Annotated in this window: 18 protein-coding genes and 1 riboswitch; of the genes, 8 read left to right on the plus strand and 10 right to left on the minus strand. The window is 69.1% G+C overall.

The window, feature by feature from the left end:
- Positions 1-41: 41 nt before the first annotated feature.
- Positions 42-275, minus strand: a complete 234-nt coding sequence (locus PMI01_RS00755; protein ID WP_007661719.1) for a hypothetical protein — start codon at positions 273-275, stop codon at positions 42-44.
- A gap of 64 nt (positions 276-339) precedes the next feature.
- Positions 340-1959 (minus strand): isocitrate lyase, encoded by a 1620-nt coding sequence (locus PMI01_RS00760; protein ID WP_007661720.1) that lies wholly within the window; start codon positions 1957-1959, stop codon positions 340-342.
- Between the two features lie 143 nt (positions 1960-2102).
- On the opposite strand from PMI01_RS00760, the gene PMI01_RS00765 reads away from it, so the two are divergent.
- Positions 2103-3533, plus strand: a complete 1431-nt coding sequence (locus PMI01_RS00765) for a helix-turn-helix domain-containing protein (protein ID WP_007661721.1) — start codon at positions 2103-2105, stop codon at positions 3531-3533.
- 6 nt (positions 3534-3539) lie between these two features.
- Here the strand turns inward: PMI01_RS00765 and metE are convergent, their stop codons facing one another.
- The 3 genes from metE to PMI01_RS00780 form a co-directional block, all read right to left on the minus strand.
- On the minus strand, positions 3540-5900 hold the full coding sequence (gene metE, locus PMI01_RS00770) for a 5-methyltetrahydropteroyltriglutamate--homocysteine S-methyltransferase (protein WP_007661722.1): 2361 nt from the start codon (positions 5898-5900) through the stop codon (positions 3540-3542).
- Positions 5901-6019: 119 nt separating this feature from the next.
- A riboswitch (cobalamin riboswitch) is annotated at positions 6020-6240 on the minus strand.
- Between the two features lie 71 nt (positions 6241-6311).
- Positions 6312-7658, minus strand: coding sequence for a sigma-54-dependent transcriptional regulator (locus PMI01_RS00775; RefSeq protein WP_007661723.1), 1347 nt, complete (start codon positions 7656-7658; stop codon positions 6312-6314).
- Complete coding sequence (locus tag PMI01_RS00780; RefSeq protein ID WP_007661725.1) at positions 7659-9491, minus strand: ATP-binding protein; 1833 nt, start codon at positions 9489-9491, stop codon at positions 7659-7661.
- Between the two features lie 244 nt (positions 9492-9735).
- Here PMI01_RS00780 and PMI01_RS00785 point away from each other — a divergent pair, with 244 nt between their 5' ends.
- Together PMI01_RS00785 and PMI01_RS00790 are read left to right on the plus strand one after the other, a co-directional pair.
- Positions 9736-11058 carry a dicarboxylate/amino acid:cation symporter gene (locus PMI01_RS00785; RefSeq protein WP_007661727.1) on the plus strand — a complete coding sequence of 441 codons (1323 nt, stop codon included), beginning with the start codon at positions 9736-9738 and terminating at the stop codon, positions 11056-11058.
- Positions 11059-11162: 104 nt separating this feature from the next.
- Positions 11163-12602 carry an OprO/OprP family phosphate-selective porin gene (locus PMI01_RS00790; RefSeq protein WP_007661730.1) on the plus strand — a complete coding sequence of 480 codons (1440 nt, stop codon included), beginning with the start codon at positions 11163-11165 and terminating at the stop codon, positions 12600-12602.
- Between the two features lie 71 nt (positions 12603-12673).
- Here PMI01_RS00790 and PMI01_RS00795 read toward each other — a convergent pair whose 3' ends face one another.
- Complete coding sequence (locus PMI01_RS00795) at positions 12674-13348, minus strand: GntR family transcriptional regulator (protein ID WP_007661732.1); 675 nt, start codon at positions 13346-13348, stop codon at positions 12674-12676.
- A gap of 177 nt (positions 13349-13525) precedes the next feature.
- Between PMI01_RS00795 and ribD the strand changes: the two genes are divergently transcribed.
- The 4 genes from ribD to ribH are packed head-to-tail and all read left to right on the plus strand — an operon-like array spanning position 13526 to position 16774.
- Positions 13526-14482 carry a bifunctional diaminohydroxyphosphoribosylaminopyrimidine deaminase/5-amino-6-(5-phosphoribosylamino)uracil reductase RibD gene (gene ribD / locus PMI01_RS00800; RefSeq protein ID WP_007661734.1) on the plus strand — a complete coding sequence of 319 codons (957 nt, stop codon included), beginning with the start codon at positions 13526-13528 and terminating at the stop codon, positions 14480-14482.
- 16 nt (positions 14483-14498) lie between these two features.
- Positions 14499-15125 carry a riboflavin synthase gene (locus PMI01_RS00805; RefSeq protein ID WP_007661736.1) on the plus strand — a complete coding sequence of 209 codons (627 nt, stop codon included), beginning with the start codon at positions 14499-14501 and terminating at the stop codon, positions 15123-15125.
- Positions 15092-16294, plus strand: a complete 1203-nt coding sequence (gene ribB, locus PMI01_RS00810; RefSeq protein WP_007661738.1) for a 3,4-dihydroxy-2-butanone-4-phosphate synthase — start codon at positions 15092-15094, stop codon at positions 16292-16294. The genes PMI01_RS00805 and ribB overlap by 34 nt, the downstream gene beginning before the upstream one ends.
- Positions 16295-16306: 12 nt before the next feature.
- On the plus strand, positions 16307-16774 hold the full coding sequence (gene ribH, locus PMI01_RS00815; protein WP_007661740.1) for a 6,7-dimethyl-8-ribityllumazine synthase: 468 nt from the start codon (positions 16307-16309) through the stop codon (positions 16772-16774).
- A gap of 7 nt (positions 16775-16781) precedes the next feature.
- Here ribH and PMI01_RS00820 read toward each other — a convergent pair whose 3' ends face one another.
- From PMI01_RS00820 to PMI01_RS00835, 4 genes are all read right to left on the minus strand, one after another.
- Positions 16782-17600, minus strand: coding sequence for a Cof-type HAD-IIB family hydrolase (locus PMI01_RS00820; protein ID WP_007661741.1), 819 nt, complete (start codon positions 17598-17600; stop codon positions 16782-16784).
- Positions 17597-18574 (minus strand): phosphogluconate dehydrogenase (NAD(+)-dependent, decarboxylating), encoded by a 978-nt coding sequence (gene gnd / locus PMI01_RS00825; protein WP_007661743.1) that lies wholly within the window; start codon positions 18572-18574, stop codon positions 17597-17599. Before gnd ends, PMI01_RS00820 begins: the two co-directional genes overlap by 4 nt.
- A gap of 48 nt (positions 18575-18622) precedes the next feature.
- Positions 18623-19765 carry a transaldolase gene (gene tal / locus PMI01_RS00830; protein WP_007661752.1) on the minus strand — a complete coding sequence of 381 codons (1143 nt, stop codon included), beginning with the start codon at positions 19763-19765 and terminating at the stop codon, positions 18623-18625.
- A gap of 214 nt (positions 19766-19979) precedes the next feature.
- Positions 19980-21656, minus strand: coding sequence for an MFS transporter (locus PMI01_RS00835; RefSeq protein WP_007661753.1), 1677 nt, complete (start codon positions 21654-21656; stop codon positions 19980-19982).
- 309 nt (positions 21657-21965) lie between these two features.
- On the opposite strand from PMI01_RS00835, the gene PMI01_RS00840 reads away from it, so the two are divergent.
- A complete protein-coding gene (locus PMI01_RS00840) occupies positions 21966-23360 on the plus strand; it encodes an amino acid permease (protein WP_007661764.1) in 1395 nt (464 codons plus the stop codon).
- The last annotated feature ends 66 nt before the right edge of the window (positions 23361-23426 follow it).

Below are 23426 nucleotides of genomic sequence, written 5' to 3' on the forward strand. Positions count from 1 at the left end.
CAAGGGCGCGGGAGGTGAATTATTGTGGCGGGTATCGAAAGTCAGGCGCTTTTCACGGCGCCCTTTTCCCGGACGGTCGGGACGATCTGGTCGCCCCAGTTTCCCGCGCCGTCATGAAAACGGGAAGACCGGACCAGCTCGACCGAATAGCCGGCGTCGATGGCGCGTCGCACCGCTTCGTTCAGGCGATGGGACGCTTCGGCCACCCGGTCCACGGCCCGTTCCTGGGCGGACGCGTTGGGCATGGCGGCGGGGGTGAATTGGGGCGCGGACATGGGGTGATCCTCGATCGGGTTGGCGGGGTTGGTCGCCCCCTCCCGGAGGAGGGGGCGGGTAGAGCTATTCGGCGGCGAACTGGCTCATGGTGTTGCCGTGACCGCCGGCCTTCAGGGCCCGCTCACCGGCGACCATTTCCTTGAAGGTGTCGCCCAGGTCCGAGCCGACCTCGTGCTGGTGCTTCACGGCCGAGACGCCACGACGGATTTCCTCGCGCTGGACGGAATTGACGTAGGCCTTCATCCGGTCGTCGCCGAAATAGCCGCGCGACAGCTCGTCCATGCTCTTGGCGGTCAGGTGGAAGGTCGGCAGGGTGATCAGGTTGTGGAACACCCCGGCCCGGGCCGAGATGTCGGCCTGGAAGCGGGCAAGGCGGGCGTCGGTCTCGCGGCCCAGGTCGGTGGCGTCGAGATCGGCCGACATCAGGCCCGCGCCGTCCGGATAGGAGTCCTTGTGGATCTTGCCCTCGGCGATCCACTGGTCGCGCACCTGCTTGCGCAGGTTCAGGGTCCAGTTGAAGGACGGCGAGTTGTTGTAGGTCAGCTTGGCGTTGGGCACGACCTGGCGGATCTCGGTGACCATGGCGGCGATCTCGTCGACATTGGGGGTGTCGGTCTCGATCCACAGCAGGTCGGCGCCGCCCTGGGTCAGGGAGGCGATGCAGTCCTCGATGACCCGGGCCCGGCCGGTGCCGTCCTGGAAGGCGAACAGGCCGTTGGGCATCCGCACCGGCTTGACGAACTGGCCGTCCTTGTAGAGCGCGACCTCGCCGTCCTGGATCGGGTTCTCGGCGATGATGGCCTCGGTCTTCAGCCACTTGATGTAGTCGGACGCCAGGTCGCCGGGCTCCTGGCTGACCGGGACCTTCTGGGTCAGGCCGGCGCCGAGGCTGTCAGTGCGGGCCACGATGACGCCGTCGTCGACGCCCAGTTCCTCGAAGGCCAGGCGACAGGCGCGCAGCTTCTCGATGAAGTCCTCGCGGGGAACCGTGACCTTGCCGTCCTGGTGGCCGCACTGCTTGGCGTCGGACACCTGGTTCTCGATCTGCAGGCAGCAGGCGCCGGCCTTGATCATTTCCTTGGCCAGGATGTAGGTGGCGTTCTCGTTGCCGAACCCGGCGTCGATGTCGGCGATGATCGGAACGACATGGGTCTCGAAGCCGTCGATCGCCTCGATCGCCGCCCGCTCGGCCGCCGCGTCGCCGGCGTCGCGCGCCGTCCGCAGGACCTTGAAGAGGTCGTTGATCGCCACTTCGTCGGCCTGGCGCAGGGAGACGTAGATCTCCTCGATCAGGTCGACGACCGAGGTCTTCTCATGCATCGACTGGTCCGGCAGGTGGCCGAAGCGGTTGCGCAGGCCGGCCACCATCCAGCCGGACAGATAGACATAGGCGCCCTTGGTCGTGCCGCGCAGGCGCTTGACCGACTTGATCATCTGCTGGGCGTGGAAGCCCGACCAGCAGCCCAGCGACTGGGTGAACTGGGCGCTGTCGCGGTCGTAGTCGGCCATGTCGGCGCGCATCACACCGGCCATCGAACGGGCGATGTCGAGATGGGTGGAAAAGGTGTTCTGCAGCTTCAGCTGGATGATGTCGTCGACGGCGATGCCGCCGGGTGTCACGCCTTGGGGATAGCGGCTCAGGAGGGCTTCGCGATGTTGGGCGTAGGTCTTGCGCGGCGTCATGTGTCTGGTCCCGAGAAGGCGGTCGAGTAGGAGGGTTTGTGTCTCGGAGCTAACCCGCCCGCCGCGACGGACGCGAACCTATTGAAGGTGATTTGTCACAAATCGACTTTGTGATTTCTGTAAATCTGTGACAACATGACCGAATGGCGACCTCGGACAAGAAGCTCTTTCTCGGCGGCCGGTTGAAGCGGCTGCGGCGCGACCTGGGCATCACCCAGACCCGCATGGCCGAGGACCTGGAGGTCTCGGCCAGCTACCTGAACCTGCTGGAGCGCAACCAGCGGCCGGTGACGGCCCAGATGCTGCTGCGCCTGGCCGACGCCTACGACCTGGATTTCCGCAGCCTGGCGGCCGACGATCCCGGCGGCGGGGCCGGACTGGAGGAGGTGCTGGGCGACAAGATGTTCGCCGATCTGGGCATCGGGCGTCACGAGGCCGCCGAGGTGGCCGAGGTGTCGCCGGCGGTCACCGAGGCGGTGGTGCGGCTCTACCGGGCCTATATCGATCGCGAGCGGCTGATCGACCTGGGCGCCTTCGACCGGGTGGAAGGGATCGCGCCCTCGGGAGTCGCCACCCTGCAGCCGACGGATTGGGTGCGAGACCTTGTCAGCTCGCAGCGCAACTATTTCCCCGAGCTCGAAACCTGCGCCGAGGCTGTGGTCGCCCTCCTGAAGGCGGACCCGCAGGACCTGGGCCCGGCGGTGCGCGAGCGCCTGCAGACCCGGCATGGCGTGCAGACCCGGGTGATGCCGGTCGAGGTGATGAGCAGCTCGCTGCGTCGCTACGACCACCACCGCAAGCGGCTGATGCTGTCGGAGACCCTGGCGCCGGCCAGCCGGATCTTCGCGATGTGCTATCAGCTGGGCCTGCTGGAATATGGCGATGACCTGACCGCCCTGGCCGACCGCTTCAAGGCTCCCGACCGCGCCAGTCGCCAGCTGCTCAAGGTGTTCCTGGGCAACTATCTGGCCGGGGCGATCATGATGCCCTACGGACCATTCCTGGCGGCGCTGGAGGCCAGCGGCTACGACATCGAGCGGGTGCGGTCGCGGTTCGGCATCAGCTTCGAACAGGCGGCCCAGCGACTGACGACCCTGGGCCGCTCGGGCGCGCGCGGCGTGCCGTTCTTCATGGTCCGGCTGGACGCGGCCGGCAACATCTCCAAGCGGTTCGCGGCCGGCGCCTTCCCGTTCTCGCGGTTCGGCGGCACCTGTCCGCGCTGGAACGTCCACGACAGCTTCAAGACCCCGGGGCGCATCCTCACCCAGGTGATCGAGACGCCGGACGGCGAGCGCTACTTCACCCTGTCGCGCACGGTTCGCCGGGTGTCCGGCCTGCAGGCCGGCCAGGAGGACGAACTGGTCATCGGCCTGGGCTGCGAGTTGAAATACGCCGCCAAGCTGGCCTATGCGCGCGGGCTGGACATCGCCGCCCCGGTCGCGGTCGAGATCGGCCCGTCCTGCCGGATCTGCGAGCGGCCGGCCTGTCCGCAGCGGGCGGCGGCGCCGATCAACAGGACCTTGCTGGTCGAGGAATCCAGCAAGGCCCTGTCGCCGTTTCCGTTCGTGACCTGAGGCCGATCAGGCGGGAACGGGCCTGTCCTCCGCGCTCAGGGTCTGGCGAGCGGCCTTGGCGGCGGCGACCATGTTGACGAGCGCGGCGCGGGTTTCCGGCCACTTGCGGGTCTTGAGGCCGCAGTCGGGATTGACCCAAAGCTGGCCGGCCGACAGCCGGGTCCGGGCGGCGCTCAGGAGTTGCGTCATCTCCTCGACCGCCGGCACGCGCGGCGAGTGGATGTCGTAGACGCCGGGCCCGATCTCGGCCGGATAGGCGTAGCTGGCGAAGGCGTCGAGCAGCTCCATCTTCGAGCGCGCGGTCTCGATGGAGATGACGTCGGCGTCCATGGCGCCGATGGCGGCGATGATGTCGTTGAACTCCGAATAGCACATGTGGGTGTGGATCTGGGTGTGGTCGGCGACGCCGGAGGCCGTCAGCCGGAAGCACTCGACCGCCCAGGACAGGTAGGCCTCCCAGTCGCCGCGCCGCAGCGGCAGGCCTTCGCGCAGGGCCGCCTCGTCGATCTGGATGACCTTGGCGCCGGCCGCTTCCAGGTCGACGACCTCGTCGCGGATCGCCAGGGCGATCTGCCGGCAGGCCTGTTCGCGGGAGATGTCGTCACGCACGAACGACCAGTTGAGGATGGTCACCGGCCCCGTCAGCATGCCCTTCATCGGCCGGTTGGTCAGGCTCTGGGCGTAGCGCCACCATTCCACCGTCATCGGCCGGGGACGCGAGACGTCGCCATAGAGGATCGGCGGGCGCACGCAGCGCGAGCCGTAGGACTGCACCCAGCCATGCTTGGTGAAGGTGAAGCCCGACAGCTGCTCGCCGAAATACTGCACCATGTCGTTGCGCTCGAACTCGCCGTGCACCAGCACGTCCAGGCCGACCTCCTCCTGCCAGGCGACGGCGCGGGCGGTCTCCTCGCGCAGGAACACCGCATAGTCGGCGTCGCTCAACCCGCCCTTGCCGTGGGCCGAGCGAGCCTTGCGGACCGCTTCGGTCTGGGGGAACGAGCCGATGGTGGTGGTCGGGAAGGCGGGCAGGTTCAGGCGCGGGATCTGCAGGGCCTGCCGGCGGCTGAAACCGGACTGGCGACGGGCCATGGCCGGCGTCGTGGCGGCCAGGCGGGCGGCCACCGCCGCGTCGTGGATCTTCGGCGAGGTCCGGCGGGCCTGGGCCGCCGTGGTGCTGGCCGCCAGGGCCGGGGCGACGCGGGTCCGCCCCTCGTTCAAGGCCGTGGCCAGCACGGCGAGCTCTTCGATCTTCTGGACGGCGAAGGCCAGCCACTGGCGGACCTCCGGGTCGAGCGCCGTTTCGATTTCCAGGTCGATCGGGGTGTGCAGCAACGAACAGGACGGGGCCAGGATGACCCGGTCGCCGCCCCGCGCCGAGACGATGGGGTCCAGGCGGTCGAGCAGCGCTTCGAGGTCGGCGCGCCAGACGTTGCGGCCATCGATCACCCCGAGCGACAGGACCAGGCTGTCGCGGCAGTGCGCCAGCACGGCGTGGAGCTGTTCCGGGGCGCGGACCAGGTCGACGTGCAAGCCGTCGACCGGCAGGTTGGCTGCGGTCGAAAGGTTGTCGCCATAGCCGCCGAAATAGCTGGTCAGCATCAGGCGCAGGCCGGGCGTGGCGTGGCTGAGCGCGCCATAGGCGCGGCGCAGTTCGGCCCGCTCGAAGTCGGTGAGGTCGAGGGCCAGGCAGGGCTCGTCGATCTGCACCCAGTCGGCGCCGGCCGCCGTCAGGCGCTGCAGGACGTCGATATAGACCGGGACCAGGGCCGAAAGCAGCGAAAGCGGATCAAACCCCGCGTCCCGGGTCTTGGCCAGCTTGAGGAAGGTCACCGGGCCCAGCAGCACGGGCCGGGTGTGGATGCCCAGGGCCTTGGCCTCGAGGAACTCGTCGATCGCCTTGGTCGAGGCCAGGACGAAGGCCTGGTCGCGCGACACCTCGGGGGCCAGGTAGTGGTAGTTGGTGTCGAACCACTTGGTCATCTCCATGGCCGGCAGGCCGGCGCCGTGGTCATGGGAATGGCCGTGGGCGCAGGCTTCCTCGCTCGCGGCCCCCTGGGTTCCGCGAGCCATGGCGAAATAGGCGGCGGTGTCGATCGGTCCGCCGGTCCAGCCGTAGGTCGACGGGATGGCGCCGACCATGACGCTGGTGTCCAGCACATGGTCGTAGAGCGAGAAATCATTGCTGGGCACGTGGTTCACGCCCAGCGCCTTCTGGCGTTCCCAGGTCTGGGCGCGAAGCCTGGCGGCGGTCGCGAGCAGGGTGGGGGCGTCCGTTCTGCCCGCCCAGTGATCCTCGAGCGCGCTTTTTAATTCGCGGCGTGGGCCGATGCGGGGAAAGCCCAGGGTGGCGATGGTGACGGTCATGTTCAAAAGCCTCTGCCGGTGTTGCGGCGAGAGGCTGGTCGGGGCGCGCGCGACGGATCGCGCACGGGCCATCGCGGCCCGGTCGCGCCTTGCTAGCGACCAGACCGGGCACCCCGCCGGAGGACGTTATCTGTCGGGGCAGGTCTCCTGGCTCACGGGTCGACGCCCCTGTCCTGGCCTTCCCGACACGCCACCGATCCAGCTCGGCGTGTCAGTGACACTCATCGGACAGCGGCTCACCGCTCACAGTTGCGGGGGCAGCGCCGGCCTCGGGTTTTCACGCCCTCACCGACTTCCCTCTTAGCTCCGGAATCGCAAGACCCCGGAGAACCACGACGACCCTATCTGGGACCAATCCGCGCGCCGCGTCAATGGGGACATAAAGATATCCTTATATCCCTTCCGTGGAGGTCACTTCGCGCGCTGGCGGTGCTTGTCCAGGCTCAGTTTGTGGCGTTCCACCTTGTCGTAGAAGGTCTTGCGCGGAATGCGCAGCAGGCCGAGCGCCGCGCGGACGTCTCCGCCGGCGCTGGTCAGGGCCTCCTCGATGAGGTGCGCCTCGTAGGTCGCGACGCGTTCCGGCAGCGAGCCGAGGTCGGCGGCCTGGGGCAGGCCGGCCTGGTCGGAGAGCCCCAGGGCGACGCGCTGGGCGTAGTGGTTGAGCTCGCGCACATTGCCCGGCCAGTCGTGGTTGAGCAGTCGCCAGTGGACGGCGTCGTCGACGGCCCGCGGCGACCCGCCCAGCCGCTCGGACGCTCGCGCCAGGAAGTGGGCGAACAGCAGCGGGATGTCGTCGCGCCGCTCGCGCAGCGGCGGAATGCGAATCCGCACGACGTCCAGCCTGTGGAACAGGTCCTCGCGGAACAGTCCGGAGGTGACGGCCGCGCCGAGGTTGGTCTTGGCCGCGGCGACCACGCGGATGTCCAGGGTGCGGGGGCGGTTGGAGCCCAGGGGCACGATCTCGCGCTCTTCCAGCAGGCGAAGGAACTTGCCCTGGGCGTCGAGGGGCAGGGTCTCGATCTCGTCGAGGAACAGGGTGCCGCGATCGGCCTGTTCGATGCGTCCGACCCGCTGGCGGACCGCGCCGCTGAAGGCCCCCAGTTCATGGCCGAACAGCTCGCTCTCCAGCATGCTGGACGGCAGGGCGGCGCAATCCATGGTCACGAACTCGCGGTCGCGCCGGCGTCCCCACAGGTGCAGGGCGCGCGCCGCCAGCTCCTTGCCGACGCCGGTCTCGCCCTCCAGCAGCACGTCGACATCGGCGTTGGCCAGTTGCCGCAGGGTGGAGCGCAGGCGCTCCATCACGGCCGTCTGGCCGATCAGGGGCCCGTCGCCCTGGGCGGCGTCGGCGGCGGCGCGCAGGCGGCGGTTCTCCAGCACCAGGCGGCGGGTCTCCAGGGCCCGCCGGACGCTGGAGACCAGGCGTTCGGGCGCATAGGGCTTGGCGACGAAGTCGTAGACGCCCTCGTGCAGGGCCTCGACGGCCTCGGCGACGTCGGCATGGCCGGTGATCAGGATGACCGGCAGGTTCTTGTCCTGGTCACGCAGACGCCGGAACAGCTGGCGCCCATCCATCCTCGGCATGCGGATGTCGCTGACCACCACGCCGGGAAAGCTGTCGGACAGATCGGCCAGGGCGTCCTCGGCCGAGGCGAAGGCCAGGACGTCGAAGCCGGCCAGCTGCAGGGTCTGGACATTGGCCCCGCGCAGGGCGTCGTCGTCGTCGATGAAGGCGACCTGATTGACGGAAAGCGGCATCTAGCGGGCCTTGGGCAAGGTGATGACGAAGCGCGCGCCCGGGCCGGGCTCGAGCGTCAGTTCGCCGCCGAACTCGGTGACGATGTCGCGGCTGATGACCAGGCCCAGGCCCAGGCCGCGCGGCTTGGTGGTGGCGAAGGGCGTGAACAGGGTCTTCACCGCCTGAGGCGACAGGCCGGGGCCGTTGTCGGCGACCACGATCCGCACCTGGTTGCGCCGCGAGGAGACCTGGATCGCGATCTCGGGATCGGCCGCGCCGTCCAGCGCCTCGATGGCGTTCTGCAGTAGGTTGACCAGCACCTGTTCCAGCCGGAAGCGCTCGGCCATGACCTGCAGGTCCTCGTCCGCTTCCGACCGCACGACGCGGACGCCCTGCTGGCGCATGCGCGGTCCGACCAGCAGCAAGGCGCCCTCGATCGCCTCGTGCGCCGTCACCGGGGCCAGCGGCGCGCTGGTCTTGCGGGCAAAGGCGCGGAGCTGGTCGGTGATCAGGCCGATCCGGTCGGTCAGGCCGGCGATCAGGCCCAGATTGCTGCGCGCGGTCTCCGGATCGGCGCGCTCCAGGAACACCGCAGCGTTGTCGGCATAGGCGCGAATGGCCGCGACCGGCTGGTTGATCTCGTGGGCCACGCCCGCCGCGATCTGGCCCAGGGTGGCCAGCTTGTTGGACTGCACCAGTTCGTCCTGCATCAGGTGGACGTGCGCCTCGGCCCGGCGCCGTTCCTCCATCTCGATCGTCAGCTTGCGGTTGGTCTTGCGCAGCTCGGCCGTGCGTTCCCCGACCCGGGCTTCCAGCTCGGCGCGCGCGGCCTCCTGGCGGGCGGCGCGCGCCGTGGCCTGGCCGCGCCACCGCAACAGGGCCGCTCCCAGGCCGCACGCCGCCAGGCCGATCAGCAGGGCCACGGCCCGGGCCGCGGCCACCGCCGTGCGCAGGGTCGCGCCGGTCGGCGTCAGGGTGAACACCGTCCAGCCCGCCGCGCCGGGGTCGGCGCTGGCGGCCATGAACCGGGCGGACGGCTGGCCGGGCAGAGCGACCGAGACCAGGGCCGGCGTTCGGGCGGCCGCCACGGGGGGCTTGAGGTCCAACACCGTGAACGGCGCCTCGCCGAACCGGTGCTCGGCGCGCAGTCGCCGCTGCTCGGCGGCGGGCAGGGGCGAAAGCGTCGAGAACCGCCAGGGCGCGATCGACGTCACCAGGATCACGCCCTCGGCGTCGGCCGCGAAGGCCGGTTCCGCCGACGACCAGTCGGCCTCGAGTTGCTCGAACTCGACCTTGACCACGACCACGCCCAGCAAGCCGTCCGGGCCGTCGACCCGGCGCGACATGAACAGGCCGGGGCGACGGCTGACCGTGCCCAGGGCGAACAGCTCGGCGACGCCGGCCCGCTGGGCGTCGCGGAAATAGGGGCGAAAGCTGTAGTCGGACCCGACGAAGCTGGTGGGCTGTCGCCAGTTGCTGGCGGCTATGGTCACGCCCCGGGCGTTCAGCACATAGATCACCGCGGCGCGCGTGCCCTCGCTCAGGGTCTCGAGCTTGCGGTTCAGCGCCCCGATCCCGGCGGGATCGGTCGAGCGCAGGACCGACGCCACGTCGGGGTCCTGGGCCAGGACGAAGGGCAGGGAACGGTGCTTGGCCAGCTCGCTGCGCAGCACCGCCGCGTGCAGGGCGGCGGAGGCCCGCGCCTGGCGGGACAGGTCGGCCGTGGCCCGTCGTTCGGCAACGGCGCCGGCGGTCCACACGGCGGCGACCAGCAGCGCCAGCGAAACGGCGACGAACACCGTCCAGCGCCGGGTGATCGGGTCTCTCAGGGGCGGCGGCGGCGGCGGAGTCATGCGGCGATCCGTGAAGATGTGTGCGGATTTTCGCACACAATGCCTCCGCGTTGGCGGAAAATCGCCGCCCCCTCTACGCGCCTAGGTGGATAGGGAGAAGCAAAAGTCAACAAAATCAATACCTAATGGCTTCCGTCTGCTGTGCTTGCGCCGCTTTCGTTCAGCAAGGATCGTCTAACCAAGCGCCTTCGCAAAGGGACGCGGGAACGGAAACGCGGCCCTCGGGCCAGCCCATGAGGCGACAGTGAAGACAATCAGCCCCACCGCGCCCGCGCGGCCGCAACGCTTCTACCAGCACCTCTACTTCCAGGTGCTGACCGCCATCGTGCTGGGCGCGACGATCGGGCATTTCTGGCCGCATGTCGGCGAGTCCCTCAAGCCGCTGGGCGACGGCTTCATCAAGCTGGTCAAGATGATCATCGCGCCGGTGATCTTCCTCACCGTCGTCACCGGCATCGCCGGCATGCGGGACCTGGACAAGGTCGGCCGCGTCGCCCTCAAGGCCTTCATCTATTTCCTGGTGTTCTCGACCCTGGCCCTGATCATTGGCCTGGTCGTCGCCAACGTCGTCCATCCGGGCGCCGGCATGAACATCGACCCCGCCAGCCTCGACCCCCACGCCGTGGCCTCCTACGCCTCCAAGGCTCACGACCAGACCATCGTCGGCTTCCTGCTGCATATCATTCCGGACACCGTGGTCAGCGCCTTCGCCGAGGGCGAGATCCTGCAGGTGCTGTTCTTCTCGATCCTGTTCGGCCTGTCCCTGGCCCTGATCGGCGATCGCGGCCAGCCGGTGCTGGACCTGCTGAACTCGGTGGGCGAGGCGTTCTTCAAGCTGGTGCACGTGCTAATGAAGGCCGCGCCGATCGGGGCCTTCGGGGCCTTCGCCTTCACCATCGGCAAGTACGGCATCGGTTCGGTCGTCAATCTGGCCGCCTTGGTGGGGACCTTCTACCTGACCTCGCTTCTGTTCGTGGTCGTGATCCTGGGCCTGGTCGCCAAGGCCAACGGCTTCTCGATCTTCCGCCTGATCCGCTACCTGAAGGCCGAACTGCTGCTGGTGCTGGGCACCAGCTCCTCGGAAGCGGCGCTGCCCAGCCTGATCGAGAAGCTCGAACGGGCCGGCTGCCCCAAGTCCGTCGTCGGGCTGGTCGTGCCCCTGGGCTATTCGTTCAATCTGGACGGCACCAACATCTACATGACCCTGGCGGCGCTGTTCATCGCCCAGGCCACCGGCGTCCACCTGACGCTGGGCGACCAACTGCTGCTACTGGGCGTGGCCATGCTGAGCTCGAAGGGCGCGGCCGGCGTCACGGGAGCGGGGTTCATCACCCTGGCGGCAACCCTGTCGGTGGTGCCCTCGGTGCCGGTGGCCGGCATGGCCCTGATCCTCGGCGTCGACCGTTTCATGTCCGAATGCCGGGCCTTGACCAACTTCATGGGCAACGCCGTGGCCACCATCGTGGTCTCGCGCTGGGAGCGCGGCCTGGACGCGGACCAATTGGAGGCGGCCCTGGCCGGTCATGTCGAGCCCTCGCCGGACCCAGGCACGATCGCGGCCGAATAGGCGCTCCCCCCGGTTGGAGGCCGCTTCGGCGGCCTTTCTTTCCCATCCTGATCCTGATCCTGACCGTCTTCCGGCGCGCGGCGCCGGAGAGGGGAGACTCCATCATGCGCATCCTTTTCGCCACCACGGCCCTCGTCGCCGCCAGCCTCGCCGGCGCGGCTCATGCCGAAGATCCCGACCTCGCCGCGCTGAAGGCGCAGATCCAGGCGCTGCAGGCGCGGCTCGACGTGCTCGAACGCCAGGCAGCGCCCCCGACCGCGCCGCCAACGGCCGCGCCCGCCGCCGCAGGCACGCCCATCGCCACCTTGGCGTCCAAGCCGGCGGTAGAGCCGATCCGCTGGGAGAACTCGCCGCGCTTCACCGACGGCTCGGGCGCGACCTTCAAGCTGCGTGGGCGGATGTCGCTTGACGCGGTGGACTCCACCACCGAGCGCGACGGCCTGGCCGACTACCATGCCCGCCAATTCAAGGCCCGCCAGCTGTTCCTCGGCGTCGAGGGTCAGACCGGCCGCTGGGCCTATCGCTTGGAGGGCGGCGCGGTCAGCGGCGGCGCCTGGGGCTGGGACGACGCCATCATCGAATACAAGCTCGACAAACAGACCTCGCTGCTGGCCGGCAACCAGAAGGCCGCCTCACTGGAGGGCCTGACCTCATTCAAGTCGATCACCTTCATGGAGCGCGGCGCCTATGGTGACCTGATCGACGCCGGATACACCCTGGCGCTGGAGGCGGTGCGTACGGGCCCCAACTGGTCGCTGTGGGCAGCCCTGCAGGGCGACAGCATCAACAAGGCCGACGTGACCGGCGGCTTTGATCCCAACCAGGCGGTCGAGCGCATGGGCGCGACGGTGCGGGCCACCTGGTCGCCCAAGCTGTCCGAGAGCGACCGCCTGCATCTGGGGGTCTGGGCGCGCCGGCGCGACCGCGGCGGCGAGACCGGCTTCACCTATTCGACCGCCGCCAACACCGCCTTCCGGCCGCAGACCGCGTCAGGCGCGACCCTGTTGAGCACCGGCGCGGTCGGCGACAGCGACACCACCCTGGCCCTGGAAGGCGCCTGGATGCACCGCGCCCTGTCGCTGCAGGCCGAAGCCGCCCAGATCCGGGTCGACCGTATCGCCACCAGCCTGAGCCCGACCCTGGGCGGCGACAATTTCGACATCGTCACCGCTTACGCCGCCGCCAGCTGGTTCCCGACCGGCGAGACGCGCCCCTACAATCCCAACGGTTCGTTCGGCCGGATCAAGGTAGCCCATCCGCTCGACAAGGGCGGCTTGGGCGCGCTGGAGCTGGCGGCCCGCTACGACTACGCCGACCTCAGCGACATGGCTGCCAATACGGCGGTGGCTCCATCGCTGCAGACCGGCCTGGCCACGGCGGGAATCTACCGCGCCGTCACGGTCGGGGCCAATTGGTACCCCTACAGTTACGTCCGGCTGACCGGAAACCTGACTCGGGCGAAGATCGACAATCGCAGCATCGGGGGCGCCGAACTGGACGCCGACGTCACCGTGGCCCAGGCCCGCTTGCAGGTGGAGTTCTAAGAAACGGGGCATTAGAGCTTGTGTTTGATGGCTGGCGTCGGACACACGCGCCCCTTCGCACGTCGTCCTTCTCAACCGTGTTGCGCGCTGGGCGGCTCGCCGATCAGCAGGGCGCAGGTGGCCTCGGCCGCGACCGGGTCCCGGTCGGCGATGGCCCGGGCCATCGCCCTGTGCAGCATCACGTCCTTCAACTGGTCTTCTGGCGTCTGCTTCTCCATCTGCCAGATCCAGAACCGGGTCGCGACGTTCTGCAGGGCGATGACGAAGCGAGCCAGGGTCGGGTTGTGGGTGGCGAAGGCGACCGCGCGGTGGAAGGCGTGATCCATCGCCAGCATGGCGCGGAAGTCGCCGGCCGCGATCGCCGCCTCGGCGCCGTCGAAGGCCCCGGCGATGGCGACCAGGTCCGAGGGCCGGGCGTTGCGCGCCGCCAGCGCCGCCGTCCGCCCTTCCAGCATCCGCCGCACCTCGAAGGCGTGCTCGATCTCGGCGATGTCCAGCGGGGCGACGATGGTGCCCACCCGCGGGCGTCGCATGACCAGGCCCTCCAGGGCCAACCGGCCCAGGGCGTCGCGCACCCCGCCGACCCCGCCGGCGTAGCGCGCGGCCAGGGCCTTCTCCTCCAGCACCTGCATGGGCGCCAGTTCGCCCAGGATGATGTCCATCAGGATCAGGTCGTAGAGCCGCGCCTTCTGCAGGCCCGGCGCCCAGTCGCCGTGCGGCTCGACGCTGTTGAGGGGGCCTTTCATGGCCGAGGCGGGGTCGAGCAGGTCATCGTCAAGCTCCTAGGCGCAAAAACCGCCGAGGTCATTTCTCGCGGCGTCTAAAATGTAAGAGTTTCGAAAACGAACGCGCGCTTGGCCGGGTCGCGCCTTCCGCCCTAACTCGCCGGCATGACGACTTGCCCTCCCGTGCCGGCGGACGCCGTGGCCGACGGTTTCCGCCAGGCCCTGACCGCCGCCGAAGCCTTCGCCGGCGCCACCGCGCCAAATCCGCCGGTCGGCTGCGCGGTGCTCGACGCTCGGGGCGTGGTGCTGGCCTGCGCGGCCCACCAGCAAGCCGGTGGCCTCCATGCCGAGGCCGCCGCGCTCGCGGTCTGTCGTGAGACGGGCCTGATCGATCGCGTTCATACGCTGATCGTCACCCTCGAACCCTGCAATCACCACGGCCGCACCCCGCCTTGCGTCGAGGCGATCCTGGCCAGTCCCGTCCAGGCCGTCTGGATCGGAGCGCGCGACCCCAACCCGGCGGTGGCCGGGGAGGGCGGGGCGCGCCTGGCCCGAGCGGGCCTGGAGGTCGCCTTCGCCGGCGACCTGGACCATCGCGACGCCACGGGCCTTTCCCGCCAGGCCGCACGCCTGATCGCCCCGTTTGTCACATGGTCTGTCCACGGACGACCGTGGCTGACCGTCAAACAGGCCTTGACCGCCGAGGGCGGCATGGCCCCGCCGGCCGGCGCAAGGACCTTCACGTCGCAGGCCTCGCTCGCCCTGGCCCACCAGCTGCGGCGGCGGGCCGACGCGATCGTCACCGGTTCCGGGACCATCCTGGCCGACGCCCCGCTGTTTACCGTGCGCCACGTGCCCGACCCCCGCCGGGCGCCCCGGCGGCTGGCCGTCCTCGATCGTCGGCGACGCACCCCGGCCGCCTATCTCGATGCGGCGCGAAGGCATGGTTTCGAGGTCAGCCTGCATGACGACATTCCCGCGCTGTTGGCCGACCTCGCCGCCAGCGGCGTGCTGGAGGCCCTGGTGGAATGCGGCCCGACCCTGCTCGACGCCTTCCGCGCCGCCGACCTCTGGGACGAGCACGTGACCATCCGCCAGAGCCCCCGTCCCGGCGAGCCCGACACGGTCGAGATCCTCAACCGGCTGGCCGCCTGAAGCGCAAGGAGACCCGATGTTTTCCGGAATCGTCGAACAGATCGGCCAGGTGACCGCCATCGTTCCCGAGGGTGACGGTTCGCGACGGCTGACCGTCGAGACGGGCTTTCCCGATCTCGAACTGGGCGAGAGCGTGGCCGTCAACGGCGTCTGCCTGACCGTCGTCCGCCACGACGACGGGGGCCAGGCCGACTTCTTCGTCAGCCCCGAGACCCTGGCCCGCACCAATCTGGAGGCGATCGTCGCCGGGACCCGCCTCAACCTCGAACGTTCGGTGACCCTGGCCACGCGGCTGTCCGGCCACCTCGTCCAGGGTCATGTCGACGGCGAGGCCCGTCTGGCCGAGATCATCGACGACGGCGGCTCGTGGCGCCTGCGCCTGACCCTGCCCGAAAGCCTGCGCGGCTTCTGCGTCGAGAAGGGCTCGATCGCCCTCAACGGGATCAGCCTGACGCTCAACAGCGTCGAGGCGGCGGGCGCGGACGGCCGGTTCGCGGTCGGCGTCACCCTGATCCCCCACACCTGGACCCACACCAACCTGCAGCACGCCGCCGTCGGCGACCCGATCAATGTCGAGGTCGACGTGCTGGCCAAATACGTGGAGCGGCTATGTCACGCCTATCTGACGCCATCGAACGCCTGAAGTCCGGCCGGATGATCATCCTCGTCGATGACGAGGACCGCGAGAACGAGGGCGACCTGGTCATGGCCGCGCGGTTCGCCGACGGCCCGGCCATCGCCTTCATGGCCCGCCAGGCCAGCGGCCTGGTCTGCCTGACCCTGGAGGGCGAGGCGGTCGATCGCCTGGGCCTGCCGCCGATGGTCGCCGACAACCGCACCAGCCGCCAGACGGCCTTCACCGTCTCGATCGAGGCGGCGACCGGCGTCGACACCGGCATCTCGGCCTTCGACCGGGCGCGGACCATCGCCGCGGCGATCGCGCCGGGGGCCAAGGCCGGCGATCTCGTCTCGCCGGGCCACGTCTTCCCGCTGCGCGCCGTGCCCGGCGGAGTCCTGGCCCGGGCCGGTCACACCGAAGGCTCGGTCGACCTGATGAAGCTGGCGGGCCTCGCGCCGGCCGGCGTCATCTGCGAGATCATGAACGACGACGGGACCATGGCGCGGATGGAGGCTCTGGAGGCCTTCTCCCGCCGCCACGACATCCCGATCCTGACCATCGCCGAGGTCGCGGCCCATCGGATGGCGACCGAGGTCCTGGTCGACGAGGTGGCCGCCGCCCGGCTTCCGTCCGTGCACGGCGCCGGCCCCTTCCAGGTCCGCGCCTTCCGTAGTCGCGTCGACGGCAGTGAGCATCTGGCCCTGATCCGGGGACCGCTGAGCGGCGCCCCGCTGGTGCGGGCGCATTCCGAATGCCTGACCGGCGACGCCCTTGGCTCGCAGCGTTGCGATTGCGGCGCGCAGCTGCGGGAGGGGTTGAAACGGATCGGCGACAGCGGCGACGGCGTGCTGCTCTATCTGCGCGGCCATGAGGGGCGGGGCGTGGGGCTGGCCAACAAGATCGCCGCCTACGCCTTGCAGGACCAAGGGTTGGACACGGTCGAGGCCAACCACGCCCTGGGCTTCGCCGATGACCTGCGCGACTACGGCGTCGCGGCCCAGATCCTCAAGGCGCTGGGCGTCGAACGTATTCGGTTGCTGAGCAACAATCCTCGCAAGGCCGCCGGCCTGCGCGCCAACGGTTTGGCGGTCAGCGAGGAACTGCCGCTGACCATACCGTCCACGCCGCACAACGCCGGCTATCTCGACACCAAGCGCGACAAGCTGGGCCACCGCCTGGCGCGCGCCTCCTGACACGAGTTCCCCATGACAGATCCCATCGCGGCTAGCCGCATCGCCATCGTCGTCAGCCGCTTCAACCCCGAGGTCACCGACGGCCTTCTGAAGGGCGCGCTCGATCACCTGACGGCCAAGGGCGTGACCGTCGCGCCGACCGACGTGATCGACGCGCCCGGCGCCTTCGAGCTGCCGCTGATCGCCCAGACCCTGGCGCGCACGGGCCGCTATGACGGCGTGGTCTGCCTGGGCTGCGTCATCAAGGGCGACACCGCCCACTTCGAGTTCATCAGCCTGGGCGCCAGCCTTGGCTTGATGGCGGCGGGCCTGACCACCGAAACGCCGATCACCTTCGGCGTGCTGACGACCTATACCGACGAGCAGGCGGTGATCCGCAGCCGCGACGACGCCGAGAACAAGGGGCGGGAAGCCGCCCTGGCCTGCCACGCGACGATCGCGACGCTGCGGCGGATCAGGCGCGAACCGGCCGCCGGGTAGGGCAGGTTCAGGCCGGCGCCTCGACGCGCAGCACGAAGCGGTCGATGGCGGCGGCGACGCCGTCCTCCTCGTTGGAGCTGGTCACGAAGCCGGCGGCGGCGCGAACGGCCTCCGGGGCCTGGCCCATGGCGATCGACAGGCCCGCGCGGGCGAACATCGGCAGGTCGTTGGGCATGTCGCCGATCACCGCCACCTGGGGCAGGGGAACCCCCGCCGCCCGGGCGATCGCCGCGACGCCATCGCCCTTGTTGGCGGCCGGGGCGGTGATGTCGAGGAAGTACGGCTGTGATCGGGCGATGGTCGCGGCCGGGCCGACGGCCTGGCTGACCACGGCCTCCAGGCGTTCGAGCGCCGCGAAGTCCTCGCTGAGCCCGACGATCTTGTCGACCTGGTCAAGGCCGTCGAAGTCGGACACCAGGGTCGGCTCGAGGTCGGCCGCCAAGCGCTCGTGCGGCACGCGGATTCCCTCGGCCGAGCGCGCGTACCAGAGGCCGTGGGCGAACAGCCAGATCTCGACGCCGGCCTGTTCGAGCAGGGCCAGGGCCGCGCGCGCCGCGGCCGGGTCGAGGCGCTGGGCGCTCTCGATGGTCCCGTCGGCGCGCAGGATCGTGCCGCCGTTGAACGCGCCCAACGGACCCTGGATGTCCAGGGCCCTGGCCAGGGCCAGCATGCCGCTCGGCGGTCGGGCGCTGATCAGTGTGGCCTGGACGCCGGCGGCGCGCAGGCGAGCGAAGGCGTCGACCGTGGCCGGCGCCAGGCTCTTGTCGTGTCGCACCAGCGTGCCGTCGACGTCGGAAACGAAGAGCTTGATCGGCGTCCCGCTCACTTCGGCGCCTCGACATGGCCGCCGAAGCCGAAGCGCATCGCCGACAGCAGCTTCTCGCCGAAGGTGTGGTCGACCCGCGAGCGGTAGCGCGCATAGAGGGCGGCCGACAGCACGTTGGCCGGCACCGCCTCTTCCATCGCCGCCTCGATGGTCCAGTGGCCCTCGCCGCTGTCGGCGACGTGGCCGCTGAACTGGGTCAGCGCGCCGTCCTTGGCCAGGGCGATGGCGCTGAGGTCGAGCAGCCAGGAACTGACCACGCTGCCCCGCCGCCAGACCTCAGCGATGTCGGGCAGGTTCAGAGTGAAGCGTTCGTCCTCGGGCAGGGCTTGCGACGCCTTGCCCTTGAGGATGTCGAAGCCCTCGGCATAGGCCTGCATCAGGCCGTATTCGATGCCGTTGTGGATCATCTTCACGAAGTGGCCGGCCCCGGCGGGACCGGCGTGGATGTAGCCGCGCTCGGCGCGGTCGTCGGCCGGGTCCCGGCCCGGCGTGCGGACGATCGAGCCGTAGCCCGGGGCCAGCGTGGCGAAGATCGGGTCGAGCCCGCGGACCACGGCCTCGTCGCCGCCGATCATCATGCAGTAGCCGCGCTCCAGCCCCCAGACGCCGCCCGATGTGCCGACGTCGACATAGTGCAGGCTCTTCTCGCGCAGCGCCTTGGCCCGACGGATGTCGTCCTTGTAGAAGCTGTTGCCGCCGTCGATGACGATGTCGCCGGGCTTGGCCAGGGCGGCGATCTCGTCGATCGTCGCGTCGGTGACCGGACCGGCCGGCAGCATGACCCAGAAGATCGCCGGACCGTCCAGCTTGCCGTGCATGTCGGCCAGGCCGTCCGAGGCGATCGCGCCTTCCTGGGCCAGTTCCAGCACCGGCTCGGGCGAGCGGTTGTAGACCACCACCTCATGGCCGCCGCGCATCAGGCGGCGCACGATGTTCGCGCCCATGCGGCCAAGGCCGATCACACCGATCTTCATGATCCGAGATCCTTCAAGCTGTTGCGTTCGCGGCGATCGTTCCGCCGGTCACTTCCGGAGGTCTTGAACAAAGGCGGCGCGCTTGTCCTCCACCGCGCCGAGCAGGGCGTCGGCGGCGTCGGAGAACTGCTTGACGCCGTCGACGACCAGGGCGGCGGTGACCCCAGGCAGATCGAGCCCCAAGGCCTGAGCCTTGTCGAGCACGGCCTCGGCCTCGGCGCGACCTTCGGACAGCGTCTGGGCCACGCGACCGTGGTCGCGGAAGGCGTCCAGGGTCTTGGGCGGCAGGGTGTTGACGGTGTCGGGGCCGATCAGGGGCTCGACATAGAGGACGTCGCGATAGTCGGGGTTCTTGACCCCGGTCGAGGCCCACAACAGGCGCTGCGGCATGGCGCCCTTGGCGGCCAGAGCCTTCCAGCGGTCGCCGGCGATCATCTCCTCATACCAGGCGTAGGCCTGCTTGGCGTTGGCGATGGCGATCCGGCCGGCCAGGGATTTCGCCTCCGCCGCCTTCGGGTCGCCCGCCGCTTCGAGGTCGGCGATCTTCTTGTCCATCTGGGAGTCGATGCGGCTGACGAAGAAGCTGGCGACGCTGGCGACCCGATCGATCGGCTGGCTCTTGGCGACCCGCGCCTCCAGTCCGGCCAGGTGAGCTTCGGCCACCGCCTGGTAGGCCTCGATCGCGAACAGCAGGGTGATGTTGATGTTGAGGCCGGCCTCGATCAGCGCGCGAACGGCCGGGACACCGGCCTTGGTTCCGGGCACTTTGATCATCAGGTTCGGACGGTCGACGGTCTTCCACAGCCGCCGGGCCTCCTCGATGGTCGCGTCGGTGTCGTTGGCCAGGTAGGGCGAGACCTCCAGGCTGACATAGCCGTCCTTGCCGTTCAGGCGGTCGTAGGTGGGACGCAGCTTGTCGGCGGCCGACTGGATGTCGGCGATGGCCAGGCTCTCGTAGGCGTCCACGGCGCTGGCGTCGGGGTGGGCCTCGAGGAAGGCGTGCAGGCCTTCGTCATAGGCGTCGCCGTGGCCGATGGCCTTTTCGAAGATCGACGGGTTGGAGGTGACGCCGGTCAGGCCGTCCTGGGCGATCAGCGCGTCGAGGCCGCCGTCCGCGAGAAACTTGCGATCGACGAAATCCAGCCAGACGCCTTGGCCGGCTTCGGACAGGGTCTTGATCGGACTGGTCATCGGTCATCTCCCAGGCGCGGCCCTTGCCGTTGCTGCACAACCGGCGTCGGCAGGGGTGGTTCCCAATGAACAGACCATATCTAGGAAGGCGGCGGCTTGAACGTTAGGGCGGCGAGCGGCCGGGTTCAGTGGTCTGGTTTCCCTTTGCCTTGCGGACAAGGAAGGGGCGGCCCGCCGGGACCGCCCCAGGTTTGGCAGGTTCGTCGCGCCTGGATCAGGCTTCGATATCGACGTCCTTGGTTTCCTTGAGGAACAGGATTCCGACCACGGCGGTGACCGCCGCGACCACGATCGGATACCAGAGGCCGTAATAGATATTGCCCGTCGCGGCGACCATGGCGAAGGCCGTGGTCGGCAGGAAACCGCCGAACCATCCGTTGCCGATGTGGTAGGGCAGGCTCATCGAGGTGTAGCGGATGTTGGTCGGGAACAACTCGACCAGCATGGCGGCGATCGGGCCGTAGACCATGGTCACGTAGATCACCAGGATCGTCAGGATGGCGATGACCAGCGGCTTGTTGACCAGCGCGCTGTCGGCCTTGGCGGGATAGCCGGCGGTCTTGAGCGCGGCGCCCAGGTCCTTCTCCCAGGACGTCTTCCTGGCGGTGAACGCGGCCTTGTCGAGGGTCTCGCCGGCGAAGGACGGGATGACCTTGTCGCCGATCTTGATCGTCGCCAGCGTCCCGGCCGGAGCGGCCTGGTTGGTGTAGGTGACGCCGGCCTTGGCCAGGTAGGATTTGGCCAGGTCGCAGGAGTGGTTGAACACCGTCTTGCCGATCGGGTCGAACTGGAACGCGCAGTCGCCGGGGTTGGCGACGACGGTCACCGGCGCGGTGGCGACGGCGGCGGCCAGCTGGGGGTTGGCCGCGACGGTCAGGGTCTTGAACAGCGGGAAGTAGGTGAGCGCCGCCAGGACGCAGCCCAGCATGATGATCGGCTTGCGGCCAATCTTGTCCGACAGCCAGCCGAAGAACACGAAGAACGGCGTGCCGATCAGCAGGGAGATGGCGACCATCGAATTGGTCAGGGCCCCGTCGACCTTGAGCATCTTCTCCAGGAAGAACAGGGCGTAGAACTGGCCCGTGTACCAGACCACGGCCTGGCCGGCGGTCAGGCCGACCAGGGCCAGCAGGACGATCTTCAGGTTGCCCCACTTGGCGAACGAGTCGGCCAGCGGCTTCTTCGAACCCTTGCCTTCCTCGACCATCTTCACGAACGACGGGCTTTCGGCCAGTTGCAGGCGGATCCACAGCGACACGCCGAGCAGGGCGATCGAGATCAGGAACGGGATGCGCCAGCCGAACGCCTTGAAGGCGTCCTCGCCGACGGAGGAACGGGTCAGCAGGATGACGATCAGGCTCAGGAACAGGCCGAAGGTGGCGGTGATCTGGATGAAGCTGGTGTAGAGGCCGCGACGGCCGGGCGGGGCGTGCTCGGCCACATAGGTCGCCGCGCCGCCGTACTCGCCGCCCAGGGCCAGGCCCTGGACCAGGCGCATGACGACCAGCAGGATCGGGGCGATGATGCCGATCTGGCCATAGCTGGGCAGCAGGCCGACGACGAAGGTCGACAGGCCCATCAGCAGCATGGTGACCAGGAAGGTGTTCTTGCGACCCCAGAGGTCGCCCAGGCGTCCGAACACCAGGGCCCCGAACGGGCGCACCGCGAAGCCGGCCGCGAAGGCCAGCAGGGCGAAGATGTAGCCGGTCGTCTCGTTGACGCCCGAGAAGAAGTGATGGGTGATGTAGGTGGCCAGCGAGCCGTAGAGATAGAAGTCGTACCACTCGAACACGGTGCCGACGGAAGCCGCGCCGATCACCAGGGCATCCTTGCGACCGACCTCCTTGCCCCCCTTGGCGCCCGTTGCCGGCTTGATGGCGGCGTCTACCATAGCGATCCCTCCGAAGTGTTCGCCGCCTTGCGCAGCTTGTCTGGTCTGAAACGAGGCGCGAGGCCCATTCTGAATGCGGCTTGAAGGTGGCAGCCCGAAGGGCGGTTGGGGAGGGGAGTTTGGTCGAAGACCGCCGATTCTGCTCGACCTTGATTTTCAGTGGCTGCGCGCACGGCGCAAGAGCGCCCGGCGCCGAAAGAGGACGCTTCTCGCCACCAGGGCCGAAGGCCACGCGCCTTCCATCCTTTCCAGATCCTGCTTGTCACGCGCCCCCGGGAGACGGCAATAGACGTCGACAAGGAGACCTCATTGCATAAGCCGTCGGCAGAAACCGGCCCGGACCAGGGCGCCGCACCGTCCCTCGCCAGGGTGCTCCACAATCGCCACATCCAGTTCATCGCGATCGGCGGTGCCATCGGTTCCGGACTGTTCCTGGGCAGCGGCCAGGCCATAGCGCAGGCCGGCCCCAGCGTGATGGTCGCCTACGCCCTGGCCGGCCTCGCCGTGTTCTTCATGGCCCGCGCCCTGGGCGAGCTGACCCTGAACCGGCCCGGCGCGCCGTCGATCGCCGGCCATATCGACGATTGCGTCGGGCGTTGGGCGGGGTTCATCACCGGCTGGAGCTATTGGCTGATCTGGGTGCTGGTGGGCATCGCCGAGATCACCGCCGTGGGCGTCTTCCTTCGCTTCTGGGCGCCCGACTTTCCGCAATGGCTGGCGGCGCTCATCACGCTCGTGACGCTGTACCTTATCAACCGCAACGGCGCGCGGCTGTTCGGCGAGATGGAATTTGGCCTCACCCTCATCAAGGTGGTCGCCATCCTGGCGCTGATCCTGGGCGGAACGGCGATGGTCGTGATGCATCTGGGCCCGCCGGGGCAGCCCGCCGACCTGGCCAATCTCTGGAAGTTCGGCCTGGCACCGCATGGCGTGGCCGGCCTGCTGGCGACCTTGCCCGTGGCGCTGTTCTCGTTCGGCGGCACCGAACTGGTCGGGGTCACCGCGGCCGAGACGGCCGAGCCGGAAAAGGCGCTGCCCAAGGCCATCAACGGCGTGATCCTGCGCATCCTGCTGTTCTACATCGGGTCGTTGGCGGTGATCATGGCCATCGCGCCCTGGAGCACCTTCAGCGGCGGCGAGAGCCCCTTCGTCATGGTCTTCGACCGTCTGGGCCTGCCGGCGGCCGCGAGCATCGTCAATTTCGTGGTGCTGACGGCGGTGATCTCCACCTGCAACAGCGGCGTCTACGCCACCGGCCGCGTGCTGGCGGCCATGGCCGAGCGCGATCAGGCCCCCCGGTCGCTGGCCAAGCTGAACGCGCGCGGCCTGCCGCTCAACGCCCTCAACCTCTCGAGCGGCGCGATGCTGGTCGGGGTGGGGCTGAACTACGTCTTCCCCGATAAGCTCTTCGCCTATGTCATGGCCCTGGTCGCGGCCCTGCTGTTGTGGACCTGGCTGATGGTCGTCCTGGCCCACCTCAACTTCCGTCGACAGCGGACCCGGGCGGGCGAAACCGGCAAGACGCGCTTTCCGATGCCGATCTATCCCGTCGCCAACGGCCTGGTGATCCTGTTCATCGTGGTGGTGGTGGCGATCATGGCGCTGGATCCAGGCAGTCGGCCGGTGTTCTACACCGCTGTCGTCTGGTTCTCGCTGATGGGCGGAGTCTATGTGGCGTGGGGCCGGCGGCGTCGCCTCGGCTGAGGGCCGAAGTAGCTGTCGCGGCGCCTGAACGGGGCGCCACCGAGGCGTTCGGCCTTGGACCGGGCG

Source organism: Caulobacter sp. AP07, assembly GCF_000281955.1.
Lineage (GTDB): Bacteria > Pseudomonadota > Alphaproteobacteria > Caulobacterales > Caulobacteraceae > Caulobacter.

Coding starts and splice junctions, on each gene's coding strand:
- PMI01_RS00755 (WP_007661719.1), bottom strand. CDS start 275: ATGTCCGCGCCCCAATTCACCCCCGCCGCCATGCCCAACGCGTCCGCC.
- PMI01_RS00760 (WP_007661720.1), bottom strand. CDS start 1,959: ATGACGCCGCGCAAGACCTACGCCCAACATCGCGAAGCCCTCCTGAGC.
- PMI01_RS00765 (WP_007661721.1), top strand. CDS start 2,103: ATGGCGACCTCGGACAAGAAGCTCTTTCTCGGCGGCCGGTTGAAGCGG.
- metE (WP_007661722.1), bottom strand. CDS start 5,900: ATGACCGTCACCATCGCCACCCTGGGCTTTCCCCGCATCGGCCCACGC.
- PMI01_RS00775 (WP_007661723.1), bottom strand. CDS start 7,658: ATGCCGCTTTCCGTCAATCAGGTCGCCTTCATCGACGACGACGACGCC.
- PMI01_RS00780 (WP_007661725.1), bottom strand. CDS start 9,491: ATGACTCCGCCGCCGCCGCCGCCCCTGAGAGACCCGATCACCCGGCGC.
- PMI01_RS00790 (WP_007661730.1), top strand. CDS start 11,163: ATGCGCATCCTTTTCGCCACCACGGCCCTCGTCGCCGCCAGCCTCGCC.
- PMI01_RS00795 (WP_007661732.1), bottom strand. CDS start 13,348: ATGAAAGGCCCCCTCAACAGCGTCGAGCCGCACGGCGACTGGGCGCCG.
- PMI01_RS00805 (WP_007661736.1), top strand. CDS start 14,499: ATGTTTTCCGGAATCGTCGAACAGATCGGCCAGGTGACCGCCATCGTT.
- ribB (WP_007661738.1), top strand. CDS start 15,092: ATGTCACGCCTATCTGACGCCATCGAACGCCTGAAGTCCGGCCGGATG.
- ribH (WP_007661740.1), top strand. CDS start 16,307: ATGACAGATCCCATCGCGGCTAGCCGCATCGCCATCGTCGTCAGCCGC.
- gnd (WP_007661743.1), bottom strand. CDS start 18,574: ATGAAGATCGGTGTGATCGGCCTTGGCCGCATGGGCGCGAACATCGTG.
- tal (WP_007661752.1), bottom strand. CDS start 19,765: ATGACCAGTCCGATCAAGACCCTGTCCGAAGCCGGCCAAGGCGTCTGG.
- PMI01_RS00835 (WP_007661753.1), bottom strand. CDS start 21,656: ATGGTAGACGCCGCCATCAAGCCGGCAACGGGCGCCAAGGGGGGCAAG.